Origin of the sequence: Sphingobacterium lactis, from assembly GCF_051951495.1 — a bacterium.
GTDB classification, from domain to species: Bacteria; Bacteroidota; Bacteroidia; order Sphingobacteriales; family Sphingobacteriaceae; genus Sphingobacterium; species Sphingobacterium lactis_A.
Genome location: NZ_JBNHAS010000001.1, coordinates 1,270,146 through 1,282,599, shown reverse-complemented (window position 1 = coordinate 1,282,599; position 12,454 = coordinate 1,270,146). Strand labels below are relative to the sequence as shown.

The 12,454-nt window shown below is 34.2% G+C and carries 10 protein-coding genes; 8 read left to right on the top strand and 2 right to left on the bottom strand.

Going from position 1 to position 12,454, the window contains the following annotated elements; all coding sequences use genetic code 11:
• Nucleotides 1-70 precede the first annotated feature (70 nt).
• The 3 genes from ACP6L2_RS05515 to ACP6L2_RS05505 all read left to right on the top strand — a co-directional run bounded on the left by ACP6L2_RS05515 (nt 71) and on the right by ACP6L2_RS05505 (nt 1,898).
• A complete protein-coding gene (locus tag ACP6L2_RS05515) occupies nt 71-1,138 on the top strand; it encodes a helix-turn-helix domain-containing protein (protein ID WP_440508281.1) in 1,068 nt (355 codons plus the stop codon).
• A gap of 177 nt (nt 1,139-1,315) precedes the next feature.
• Nucleotides 1,316-1,645, top strand: coding sequence for a hypothetical protein (locus ACP6L2_RS05510; protein WP_440508280.1), 330 nt, complete (start codon nt 1,316-1,318; stop codon nt 1,643-1,645).
• Nucleotides 1,646-1,718: 73 nt separating this feature from the next.
• Nucleotides 1,719-1,898 (top strand): hypothetical protein, encoded by a 180-nt coding sequence (locus tag ACP6L2_RS05505; protein ID WP_440508279.1) that lies wholly within the window; start codon nt 1,719-1,721, stop codon nt 1,896-1,898.
• Between the two features lie 449 nt (nt 1,899-2,347).
• Here the strand turns inward: ACP6L2_RS05505 and ACP6L2_RS05500 are convergent, their stop codons facing one another.
• Both ACP6L2_RS05500 and ACP6L2_RS05495 read right to left on the bottom strand, forming a co-directional pair.
• A complete protein-coding gene (locus ACP6L2_RS05500; RefSeq protein ID WP_440508278.1) occupies nt 2,348-4,201 on the bottom strand; it encodes a glycoside hydrolase family 2 protein in 1,854 nt (617 codons plus the stop codon).
• A gap of 332 nt (nt 4,202-4,533) precedes the next feature.
• A complete protein-coding gene (locus ACP6L2_RS05495) occupies nt 4,534-5,796 on the bottom strand; it encodes an FAD-dependent oxidoreductase (protein ID WP_440508277.1) in 1,263 nt (420 codons plus the stop codon).
• 513 nt (nt 5,797-6,309) lie between these two features.
• Between ACP6L2_RS05495 and ACP6L2_RS05490 the strand changes: the two genes are divergently transcribed.
• The 5 genes from ACP6L2_RS05490 (at nt 6,310) to ACP6L2_RS05470 (ending at nt 12,424) form a co-directional block, all read left to right on the top strand.
• A complete protein-coding gene (locus ACP6L2_RS05490; protein ID WP_440508276.1) occupies nt 6,310-8,700 on the top strand; it encodes a GumC family protein in 2,391 nt (796 codons plus the stop codon).
• A 439-nt stretch (nt 8,701-9,139) separates the two neighbouring features.
• Nucleotides 9,140-9,262, top strand: a complete 123-nt coding sequence (locus ACP6L2_RS05485; RefSeq protein WP_440508275.1) for a hypothetical protein — start codon at nt 9,140-9,142, stop codon at nt 9,260-9,262.
• 113 nt (nt 9,263-9,375) lie between these two features.
• Nucleotides 9,376-10,959, top strand: coding sequence for a fimbrillin family protein (locus tag ACP6L2_RS05480; RefSeq protein ID WP_440508274.1), 1,584 nt, complete (start codon nt 9,376-9,378; stop codon nt 10,957-10,959).
• Between the two features lie 78 nt (nt 10,960-11,037).
• Nucleotides 11,038-11,307 (top strand): PqqD family protein, encoded by a 270-nt coding sequence (locus ACP6L2_RS05475; RefSeq protein ID WP_440508273.1) that lies wholly within the window; start codon nt 11,038-11,040, stop codon nt 11,305-11,307.
• Between the two features lie 7 nt (nt 11,308-11,314).
• On the top strand, nt 11,315-12,424 hold the full coding sequence (locus ACP6L2_RS05470; RefSeq protein ID WP_440508272.1) for a nucleotidyltransferase family protein: 1,110 nt from the start codon (nt 11,315-11,317) through the stop codon (nt 12,422-12,424).
• Nucleotides 12,425-12,454 lie beyond the last annotated feature (30 nt).

Here is a 12,454-nt window from a genome sequence, read left to right as displayed (position 1 = left end):
ATTTATAAAGTAGTACTCCTGAAAAGAGTGCTTTTTAATACCTTAGCTCCAGAATAGTAAGGATGCTTTTATGGGTTTTAATGAGATAGTTACGTGCTTTATTAGTGGTGCAATTTTATTGTTGTCATTTTTGTTTTTAACCAATCCATTAAAAGTAAATGTAAAAGGTGACCTTTATTTCGGTATCTTTTTGCTGCTATGGGCGAGCTTTTGGTTAGATGGATTGATCTTCCCTGGTGAAATTCCAACCTATATTTATTACCCTATACGATTATTACAATTTCTCTGTGCTTTAACCTTCTATACCAGTGTGGTATTTTATACGAATCCAGGATATAAATTTGGTAAAAAGGACAGTTGGATTCTCATTTTACCAGTTATATTTATTGGTATCCTTTCTTTAAAATCCGTTTTAAATCCGAAGATTTATAATTGTTTGTACCTTATCGTATTTTTAGGTCAAGCTTTATTTTATACTGTACTTTCTTATATTAGAATTGTCCGCCACCAAAAGCAAATTGAAGTTTTCTCTGCTAATACAGAGCTAATTAACCTCAATTGGATAAAGTATATCATTTATAGTTTTATGGGGTCATCCATTCTATTGATTATACTGAATCTAATAGAAACTGTTCAATCTTTAAATCTCTATATCAATCTTTACTTTTTAGCTGTAATCTATTTTGTGAGTTATTATGGGATTCGTCAAACAGAGATTTATCCAAAAGGTCTGAATGTTTCTACTGATATTGAGCCAGAAGGAACGATTACTCCTGAGCGTAATGCACTTGTGTCAGCTACTGAGCTTGAAAAATATAAAGAGCAATTGAATTTACTAATGAATGATGAAAAGCCATATTTAGATCCTGAATTAAATTTACCCAAACTTGCCGAAATGATAAGGATTAGTAGTCATCAATTATCATATGTGATCAATCAAGGGTATGGGATGAATTTCTTCAATTTTGTCAATGGGTACAGAATTGCAAAAGCAAAAGACTTATTGAAGGATAAGAATTATGATCATCTAACCATTTTAGCCATTGCCTATGAGTCTGGCTTTAATTCAAAAACAGCCTTTAATAACACCTTCAAAAAAATCACTTCCATTACACCATCCACATTTAAAAACAGTTAAAAATATAAATAAGTACAAAATGTTAAAATCAATTGGTTCAATTCTATAAAGTTGAACTTGTATCCAATTGATAATTAGCTTATTATTTGAGTTTTTGAGATTTGTTCTTTCCTATAAATTGGAACACAAGAGGCTTCAGGAATTGTCATTTTTAAATCGATTAAAATGATTTTAAATATGGCTACTTTAATTTTTGATTCGAATATAAATTCATCTCAGTTTGTAGAAATGATCATCACAGCAAATAAAGGAGATTTGTGGGAGGCGATTTCGGAGTATAAACTTATAAAGCTATGGGATCTTTATCCTGAAAGATTAAAAGAACTTCATATCATAGAAGAAAGGCAGTCGCTTTCAATCTGGGATATAGAGGAGGATAAAGAGCTCATCATAAATTTACTTGAATTGGGTTCTAAAATTAAAATTCAATTCTTGACTTCGGATAGAGGATATTCTTTAAATTTTTTATCCCAAAGTTTGACACGTTTAAGCGCTATGTTTGATTAATGCTCAAGAAATTAAGATATTCCTTTTTATAGCTAAAAGAAAGCTTATTTTTGTGGCTTAAAATCACACGGTCATGAAAAAGAAGTCCTGGTTAGGTAGGAATATTTACGAGATCAAACAGACTATTTTTCCGGATAATCCAGATGACACCCCGTCACAGAGAATGGGAAAGAAGATTGGTTGGATTATGTTTATTCTAATTATGCTATGTTGTTCAGTCGCCATGCTTATTGCCGTATCTTTCGCGCATTAATAACGCTTTTCTTAGATCCTTTCTGTTTGTTTTATATAATGAGCTGGTTTGTTATTCGGTATTTAAGAAATAAGGATATTATTGTGCCTTATTTGAATAATTGGCTAACAGATTTTGTATTTATTCCTTTAATTTTTCATGCTGTTTCTCTAATCGGATTGATGATTTTTAAGGAACGTTATTTCTATAAGTTTCCGCTTTGGATGATCCTTTTTATTTGTTTTTATTGTTCCTTTTTTTTCGAAATTTTGGCTCCTCGCTTTACCAGTTACAATACAGCCGATTGGGGAGATGTGTTATTTTACTTTTTAGGTGGATTATTCTATTATTATGTTCATCAACCTTATTTGTCAAGACGTATTGCCCAACTACAAATTAATTGGGATGGAATTATAAATATAAAAGGCTAACGTTTAAATGTTAGCCTTTTATATTTATGGTAGTTTCTGCTATTTTACTAAGTCTTTATTGTAAAGTTTTGTATTGAGCTGCCTTAATTCATTTGCAGGAATTTTGATTACCTTTCTATCATAGGTCATCAATCCATTGGTTTCAATTTCTACATCTGTGGTTTGCGTATAGACAGCTGCAGATAAACCAAATGGAATTAACCTGCTTAAACTCTCTGTTAATCCACTGTATTTTTTCTTTAATTCGTCCACATTTTTAAAGGATTGGTATCCCCAATTGTCTTTTTGTTGCCATGTATGGCCTTCAACAGGTAATCCTAGTCCACCAAATTCTCCGAGTGCTAAAACATAATTACTGCCGTACAGTTCGGGGCTTGGCATGGCTGCATCAGGATAATTATGGATGTCGAATATGTGGCCAGGAGCATTAAAGTTGCCTCCAGAAGCACCATTAACCAATCGAGATGGATCATTTTTGATGGTCCAGTTCACGATTTCCTTCGATTTAAACTGGCCCCATCCTTCATTGAAAGGAACCCAGATAACAATGCTAGGATAGTTATGCAATTGAGCCATTATGGCTTTCCACTCTTTTCTATAAATAGCTTCTGATTCTGGACTACGATCCTTGTCGTGCTTATCAGAGGTAATTTTGCCTGGTTGCATATCCCATACATTCCCGCCAAGGTCTCCGCTTGGCATGTCTTGCCATACCAACATGCCTATACTATCACAATGCCTATACCAACGAGCTGGTTCTACCTTTATATGTTTTCGAATCATATTAAAGCCCATTTCTTTGGTTTTAATAATGTCATACATCAAGGCTTCATCGGAAGGTGCTGTATGAAGTCCATCTGGCCACCAACCTTGGTCTAGTGGTCCATAATGGAAGACAAATTCATCATTTAAATACATGCGCTGAATGCCCTTTGCATCTTTCTTCATGCTGATTTTGCGCATAGCGAAGTAACTCCTAACTTCATCAATAACTTTACCTTTCCTGAGGACTTTAACTTTTAGATCGTATAAATGCGGGCTGCTAGGACTCCATAGTTTAGGATTGTTGATTGGAAGAGAAATGGCACTTTGATCAATTACGCTTTTTATCTCGGCTATTTTTTGACCTTTGTCAAAAGCTTCTATTAGGATTTCATCGCCTGGCTTTTTTCCTTGGATATCTGCTGAAAACAATAAGGCATTTTTGTCCAGATCAGGAGTTTGTTTGGTCTGACTAATAAATGTTTCTGGAACTGATTCTAACCAAACGGTTTGCCATATTCCTGAAACCGGTGTGTACCAAATTCCATGTGGGTTATTTATCTGTTTACCTCGGGGCTGAGGACCTTCATTAGTTGGATCCCAAACGCGGATTAAAATGTCCTGCTTGCCTGATTTTTTAAGTGCACTACTGATGTCAAATCGGAAGGAATCAAAACCACCTTCATGTTGCCCGACGTGCTGCCCATTTACATAAACATCACTTTGCCAATCTACAGCTTCAAAGTTCAAGAATACTTTGCCTTTATTTACTTTTTTATCAATTTCGATTTGATTGGAATACCATAAAGCTTGGTCCTTATTAATTCGTTTCCCTACTCCGGAAAGTGCTGATTCAATAGCAAATGGGACCAAGATGTTTCCATCGAATGTTTTTGGGAAATTCTTGTCTTCTTTGCTGGAAATCTTATACTTCCATATGCCATTTAAGTTTTGCCAATTGTTCTGACGGATCATCTGGGGTCTAGGGTATTCTCGATGTGCGTTTTGAGGAGTAATCTGTTCAGCCCAGGAAGTCATAATTTTGCTGTTTGTTGGTTTCCAGTCTTGCGCATGGGCAATTGAATGAGCAGAAACAACTAAACAAGCCATGGCAAGTGTTTTCTTCATCATGTCGTTTGTTTTAGTTTAAATTGATAAAAAATAGATGTAACTGTAAATAGGCTAGTCGAATATACAAGAATATTTTAATAATTAGAACATGAAAATAAAGCTTTATGGATGAAAATATGATAATAAGAGGGGAGTGGCTTGATGATCAGATCTGCGAATAAAAATATAGCTTCCCAAATTAGGGAAGCTAATTTCTAATGTTAAATTTAAAAACACATGGTAATTAAAAAGGTAATTTTTGTTGTTTAAGTCGTATAGACCTAATTAACAAAGGGATTAAATTTCATCTTTCGATTAATAAGAAATATGTCTAGATGAGATTTAAATATTTTCTATACTTCTTCACCTTTCATCATTTTATTCCAATAAAGATGAGGTAAAATGTATTTTTTCAGGAGCCACAATCGCCAATGTTCTTTGCTGCTGTCTTTAATAAATAGTTGTTTTAATTTAGGATCGGGTGTGAATTCGTTTTTATAATTGAATTCGGCCAAGACCATTTTGCCATATCCTGTTACCAAAGGACAGGAAGAATATCCTTGGTAGGATTTATTGTCGGCCATTTGACCATGAATTAGTTTTAATAAGTTATCCACTACAATTGGAACTTGCTTTCTAATTGCCGCTCCAGTTTTTGCTGTTGGTAATGCAGCGACATCACCTAATCCAAAAATATCAGGATGCTTTTTATGTTGCATGCTGTTAATATCTACATCTAACCAGCCCGCTTCATTGACGAGACTAGACTTCTGAATGAATTTTGGTGCTGTCTGTGGAGGAGCCAAATGCAAGAGGTCAAAGGGTAACTCAATTGTGTCTAGTTGTTCAGGAGCACCTTCTGTACCATCATCTTTGTTGATAACACAGGCGTTATCTGCGGGATTGATGTTTTTAAAAGTGATTGTTTTATTATCTGCATCAATTTTAATTGGTGCATAAAAAGGTTTAAAGTCGATGTTGTAGCGTTTAATGACCTGCATTAAGGTGTCGGCAATTTTCTTTACGCCAAAAATAACAGAACCTGGGGTAGCAAATGTGATGTTCACCTGATCAGACATATTATTCTTTCGGAAGTAGTCAGCGGCCAAATACATGATCTTTTGAGGTGCACCGCCACATTTTATAGGTGTAGTAGGCTGCGTGAAGACAGCATTACCACCTTTAAAATTTTGGATACACTCCCAAGTATAATTGGGGTCTATATAATTACTACAAACGACACCCTTTTGAACAGCTTCTTCTAGACCTTCAATAAGACTTAAGTCATTGATTAAACCACAAGCCACTATTAGATAGGTATATGATAGATTTGTTCCATCGTTAAGCGTTACTTGATGTTGATCAGGGTCAATCTGATCTACGGCAGATTGAATCCATTTTACACCATGTGGTATTAATTCGGACATGGGTTTAACCGTTTTCTCAAAATCATATGCCCCAGCACCGACTAAAGTCCAAGCAGGTTGATAATAATGCTTCTTAGCAGGGTCGATTATAGCAATGTCTAAGGATTTATCCTTTTTCATAAGTTGGGCAGCCATCATAATCCCTGCAGTCCCACCCCCAATGATGAGAATTTGATAATCCGTTTTCATAGTTTATAATTTTGTTTAATTAAAAATAAGATTATCAGAAGTTTTGTTGTGTAACTTATGTTACTTAACTACAATATTTTATGAGAATAATCATGTTTTTCTTTCCTTCTAATAAATCACTTATGGACTATTCTTGAGAATCTATAATCTGTTTTTTTATTTGCTAACTATTTGGAAAAGAGCAGGCTATTATAATTGATTGTCACTTGTTGTTTTACTTTTAGAAATCATTGTTAATAAATAAATAAATTTTACTTCTCTTACGCTAATTTTATTGTAATTTCATGCTGTGATACAGTATTTTTTATTTACCAATTAAAAAGTGTCCTATATTTTACATGATTTGCATTTGTACTACCTACTGAAAAACTGTTAATCACAAGACGAGAAAGTTAATTTCATAAATTTTCATTGAACCTGTTCAGGGAATCGGATTAATCAAATCTAATTTCTGATGCGAATTTGGTTATTGAAGCATATTGAAAAAAGATCTTAAAATCAATTTGAGGATAAATGGTAAGAAATAAAGCTAAGTCTGATTCTCCAGTGGATAAGGCGCTTGGTTTTCGTTTGATATTGGAGAAATACCTCCATTATTGGAAATGGTTTATTTTAAGTATTGGCGTATCCTTATTTATTGGGTTGTTGAATATGCGATATTCACCACGTATTTATGCGCTATATGCAAAGATTTTATTGCAAGATGAAAAGAAGGCTAGTGGTGATATGGCTGGCCTTTCTGAGCTAGCTAATTTGGCTGGAAGAAGCAGTTCCTCAGCTGCTTATGTAAATGACCAAATCCAAATTTTGCATTCTCGACGAATTATGAGAAAGGTAGTGGATGCAAATAACTTTCATATTACCTATTTCTTACAAGGGCTCATTCGTGAAAATGAAGTTTTAGAAAAGGAATCTCCGGTTAAACTTGTTATTCTTCAACCTAATCACGAAGGTTTATTGAAGCGTAGCTATCAAGTGATTTTAAGAGAATCAGGAGATGGGTTAGTATATGACGATAAATCTGGGGAAAATATTCCAATTAGACTAGGCGATGAGATTAATAGTCCAATAGGGAAGATTAAGTTTGAGGTCGGGTCTTCAAGTTCTTGGAAGGGTGATTTACGGATTTCTTACATACCTAAAGAAATTGCAGTTGATATTTTAAGATCTAAAGTGAAAATTGTACCGAATAAGGATGTGTTGTCATTTGCTATTGATTTTGTTCTACAATATCCCTCTCGGGAAAAAGGTAAACTAATACTAAACTCACTAATTGAACAATACAATAAAGATGCTTTGGAGGATAAGTCAAAGGTTTTTAAGTCTACCACAGATTTTATTAATTCAAGGTTGAGGTTAGTTTCAAAGTCTTTGAATACCACGGACTCACGAATGGAGCAATTTAAGACTGAAAACAAAACGCATAATTTACAAACTGAATCTAAACAGTACTTGGAAGCGGGATTTCTCGATGAGGCAGCATATAAAGCTCACCAAGTTCAATATGAAGTACTAGAAATGTTGGAGAAATTTATTGATGAAGAACCTACAACATTACTTCCTGTCAATTTAGGTTTCTCGGACCAGGCAATTATTGACCTTATTAAAAATCATAACCAACTTCAATTGGAAAGAATGGAATTGTTGCAATCTGCCAAAAAGGACAATCCTGTGATTCTGCGTTTAAGTCATAATATATTTGCTTTAAGACAAAATATTAGGGATGCCATTCAAAATTTAAAGGAAATCATCTCGGCGAATACTAGGATGTATAAGATTCAAAAAGATAATTATAAGAATAGATACGATGTCTTACCGTTTCAGGAAAGACGAATTAAAGAAATTAGTAGGCAGCAAAAAACAATTGAGTCAATCTATTTATTCTTGTTGCAAAAATTAGAAGAGAATGAGATAAATCTTGCTGCCACCCCTTCTCATTTGAAAATCGTAGATGATGCATATGGGACTTGGAACCCTGTTTCTCCACGTAAAACTCTTGTTTTGTCAATTTCAATACTAATTGGGTTTATAATACCTTTTACGGTATTGTATGCCAAGTTTAATTTGGATGTAAAAGTTCATAATCGTGCTGATATATTAGGAGTTATAGATATACCCATAGTAGGTGATGTGCCAAAGTCCAAGCATGAAATTCAACAAAATGGAGATCGATCGTCTTTAGCAGAGGCGATGCGAATATTGAAAACTAATATTCATTTTTTAACACAGGAAAAAAGTTCCTTGGCTCAGGTTTACTTCGTGACATCAACCATTGCTGGGGAAGGAAAATCCTATATAGCTTCTAATCTAGCTAAAATTTTGTCGATGTCTGATAGTCGTGTATTGTTAATTGGAGCAGATATCCGATCGCCTAAAATTTTACATTATTTAGGTTTATCTTATTTAAGGCATCAATACAAGGGGATATCAGATTTTCTTATTAATCCGAAGATGAAGGCTGATGAGATATTAATTAAGGAGCCAAATCAATTGAAATTTGATTTGATATATTCAGGATATATAGCACCAAACCCCGCAGAATTATTAATGAACGGTCGCTTTAAGGAATTAATTTCAGCAGTTAAAAGTAAGTATGATTATGTGTTAGTGGATACTGCCCCTGCTGGTTTAGTGGTTGATACTATGCTATTAGCCGAATTGGCAGATTTAACCTTATATGTTGTTCGTGCTAATTATTTAGATAAGCGAATGTTGCCAGTGATGAGTGAAATATACAGCAAAAAGAAGTTGAATAATATGGCTGTTGTTGTTAATGATGTGGATTTTCAATATGATTATGGTTACGGATATGGATACGGTTATGGTTATGGTCGACAAAACGATGGAGAGAACTTTAAGTCAGCCTTTTGGCGAAAGTGGATGAACATGTTGTTTAAGAAATAGGAAGATGAATTCTTAATATTTTTCTTGTCAAAGAATTTAACTGGATTATGCTAATAAATCATTTTTTTTGATGTCTAGGTATATATTTGTCCTCTTATTATGTGTAAATATTATCGGATTTCAATTGAATAAAGAAAAGTTTAATAGAAATTTAATATAATTCTTGCTATAATCATTTCTTATTATTAAAATTGTTATCATATTCAGAGCCAAGTCTAAATAAAAGATACAAAAGTAAAATATTTGTTTTTTCTCTCCCAGTTTAAGTTTCCTCCATATTTATTAGCTGAATCCTTAAATTTTCAATGACAATTATCCAATTTTTCTTAGTCAACATTGATTAATCAATGGCTAATAATTAGTCCTATTAATATATATTAACCAAAATAAATGAAATATTATGATAAATGATGAAAAAAAAGATTACGTAGTTCCCAGCATGACTTCTGTACTGGTCGAACTTGAACATGGTATTGCAGCAGATTCTGTTACTGCTTCGCCTAATCCTAGCATTAATGATTGGAATGGAGGAACAGGTGGCAGCAATGATGGTGACCTATAAATTTAAATCCTATGAAAAATATTTTGAAAAGATTACAGAATATAAAGCAACCTAAGATTACAATTGTAATGCTAATTGCTGGATTTATTTATTTTTCTTGGAGCTGCTCAAAAATGGGCGCAGAAATAAATAATCCATTAGAGAAGTTAAGTTTACAGGTTAGGGTTTTGGGGATTGATGAAACTGTGAGACAAGGGAATTCAGGTTCACAAGCAAGAATAGGGTTTGAATCTCCAACCTTGGCACCAACACAAGAATTCGCAGGATTTGATGCAACTGTTGAAGTTGACCATCATCTACAACCAAAGGGTAGAAGGGCTATCCTGAAGTCTAGTTCAAAAAACAGTAAGGGTAACAGTTTATATGGTGCATTAATGGATCCTGGCGTAAAGTATAGGTTGTTTTTGTATAAGGCTGATAATTCATTTGTGAGTTCAACTGTACTTACTTCCGATGTTGCTACAACTATTGCTGTGGAGGCAGGTGTATCCTATAAATGGTACGCTTTATCCTATAATTCCAGTGAGTCACCAATGGATATTGATCCACTAAACCCCTCTGTTACTACTTTAAGTATGCCCGAAGGCAAAGATATCCTATATGATGCAGGTACATTCAATGTGCCAACAGGACCTACGCCAATTAATGTGGCCATTAATATTCTCTTTAATCATAAGGTTTCAAGGATTGGAGTTGAGTTAAACAGTATGGGAATGTTTGCAAACATGACTGCAGGTACGGTTTCTATTTCTGGTCTGACATTAAATACAGGAACTTTTGATTTAAGTGATGGTACATGGAAGTCTTATACCCCTTATACTGCAAGTTTAGACTGGACTAAATTTGGAAATGTTGATCCTGCCTACTCTGATCGTAAAATAGCTTATTTTTTTACTGCAAAAGAGGAGTTGATAAGTGGTATTGGTGTTCAATTAAGCGGTTTGGATCTAGCTATTGATGATAATTCTACTCGATCATTCAATACTTTATTGGCAGCAACACCATCAGTGTTTAATTTTAATGTTACTCCACAAGTAGCAAATGATCATAGGCTCTTGATTAATCTAATAGAATCGCCATTGACTATTGGAGGGAAAAAATGGGCAAGGACAAATTTATATTATGTTGCAGGTCATAACGCCTACCGTTTTCATCACACCTATGCACATAGTAATGCCCGAAACACCTTTTTCTCGTTTAAAGGTGTAGTTCCAGAGAATTTTGGCATAAATGGAGATCCATGCGCTTTGGTTTATCCTGCTGGTAAATGGATTCAACCATCAGATGCTGATTTTCGAAATGTCATTACAACATTAGATACCTATACAACAAATGGATCAATTGGGGGCTTAGGTTATTTTGAATATACGAATTCAACGGGAACAGCAGCTCCATATCCTGGGAAAAACTTGCGATTTAATTTTAATGGTGGAAGTACAGATGTAACCGTTTTAGGAGGAGTAGTAAATGTGACCCTAGGAAACTATGGAAATATCGCAGAGATCTGGACTTCCAGTTCAGGATTAATTTTACCACTAGATGTTGCACTAAGTGCATGGCATTACAATGGAAGAATGAACCTAACTATAAAAGAGGATATAGTAGCAGCCCAACTTCTAAATGTTACAGCCATAGGAGTGGATGTTGTTGAGTCTCCATTTAAAAATATACGGTGCATTAGAGCTCCTGGACAATAGGTCCAACTGTTATTAATTCTATCAAGCGGCTGGTCTTCAGCTGCTTGATTTTTCTAATTATACTAACTAAATAAATCCATGAGAATTGATGAAAATATAACGGTTCGTAAAATTGCAGGTGAATACTTGGTTTTACAGCCGGGATTGGAAATGTTGGATATGGCGAAAGTTTACACACTTTCAGAATCAGCAGCATTGATTTTAAATAATTTTAAAGGCATAGAATTTAATAGAGAAGATGCACTTCAGGTATTACTTCAGCATTATCAAGTAGGTTCTGACCAGGCGAAAGATGATTTAGATAGAATCATAAACCAATTTATTAATGAAGGAATGATTCAAGAATAAAAAGGAGATGAGCGACAAGGATTTATGGTTTAATAAAACGTCTGTTAAAGCATTTTTGGCTTTGTTAAAATCGAGTCTATGGGATGTTCCGCTTTCAGATGAATATTTGGAAAGATTGAATTTTGAAGATTGGATTACTATTTATCGATTAGCTTATTTTCAGACTGTGGATGGTCTTATTGCTGAACGAATTACAGATCTTCCTGATGACCTTTTGCCAGAGCAGACTCTTCGGTATAAATTTATGTTGAGGTCACAACAAATTCAAGAGTTGAATGTCCGGATGAACCAAGTTGTTGGTGAAATGACCATGTTATTTAAACTAGTTGACTTAAATCCAATTCTGCAAAAAGGGCAAGGGATTGCTCAATTTTATCCGAAACCACTTCTTCGAGTTTGCGGCGATATAGATTGGTATTTTCCAAAAAATGGTCCTTATGAAGAAGCTTACCTATTAATGGATGAACTCTGCAATAACGTTAACTACCATGCGAATTACAGTTGTGGATATACTTGGAAAGGCATACATGTTGAACATCACCAACATTTAATACAAATTAGAAATCCTTGGAAACAAAACTATTTACAAACGTTGTTAGACCAAGAAGAAAGTATTCAGTCTACTATTCGAATTGGTTCTGAAAATATAGCTATTCCCAAACCTGTTATCAATTCAATCATGATCAATATGCATATTCTTAACCATCAGATTGGCTATGGGATAGGTTTGAGACAAATGTGTGATGCAGCTATGTTATATCAATCTGTTGGGACACAATTGGATGCTGATTACTTGATCCATGTATATAAAAAACTTGGTGTATTAAAATGGATTCATGTCTTTCATCAAACTTTAGTTGATGGCCTCGGTTTAGATGAGCAGAAATTACCTATAACATTAGAAAGAAGGAAAGATTCGACTTGGATGTTGGAAGATATTTTATACGCTGGAAACTTTGCTTTTCATGATCCTAGATATCCAGATATAACTAAGCCTTATGCAAGAGTAAATCGAGTACCTCGTTTGTATTACAGCTTCAAGAGGTTCTTTCCTTTGGCACCAATAGAGACTATTTCTTTTCCTATTATGCAGGTGTTTACTAAATTTCATCGTTAGGAATTACATTAAAAAAAGGGTCTTCAGATT

Excerpts from the sequence above, each read along its gene's own strand:
- ACP6L2_RS05510 (WP_440508280.1), top strand. The coding sequence starts at position 1,316 with ATGGCTACTTTAATTTTTGATTCGAATATAAATTCATCTCAGTTTGTA.
- ACP6L2_RS05490 (WP_440508276.1), top strand. The coding sequence starts at position 6,310 with ATGGTAAGAAATAAAGCTAAGTCTGATTCTCCAGTGGATAAGGCGCTT.
- ACP6L2_RS05485 (WP_440508275.1), top strand. The coding sequence starts at position 9,140 with ATGACTTCTGTACTGGTCGAACTTGAACATGGTATTGCAGCAGATTCT.
- ACP6L2_RS05500 (WP_440508278.1), bottom strand. The coding sequence starts at position 4,201 with ATGATGAAGAAAACACTTGCCATGGCTTGTTTAGTTGTTTCTGCTCAT.
- ACP6L2_RS05515 (WP_440508281.1), top strand. The coding sequence starts at position 71 with ATGGGTTTTAATGAGATAGTTACGTGCTTTATTAGTGGTGCAATTTTA.
- ACP6L2_RS05475 (WP_440508273.1), top strand. The coding sequence starts at position 11,038 with ATGAGAATTGATGAAAATATAACGGTTCGTAAAATTGCAGGTGAATAC.
- ACP6L2_RS05480 (WP_440508274.1), top strand. The coding sequence starts at position 9,376 with ATGGGCGCAGAAATAAATAATCCATTAGAGAAGTTAAGTTTACAGGTT.
- ACP6L2_RS05505 (WP_440508279.1), top strand. The coding sequence starts at position 1,719 with ATGAAAAAGAAGTCCTGGTTAGGTAGGAATATTTACGAGATCAAACAG.
- ACP6L2_RS05495 (WP_440508277.1), bottom strand. The coding sequence starts at position 5,796 with ATGAAAACGGATTATCAAATTCTCATCATTGGGGGTGGGACTGCAGGG.
- ACP6L2_RS05470 (WP_440508272.1), top strand. The coding sequence starts at position 11,315 with ATGAGCGACAAGGATTTATGGTTTAATAAAACGTCTGTTAAAGCATTT.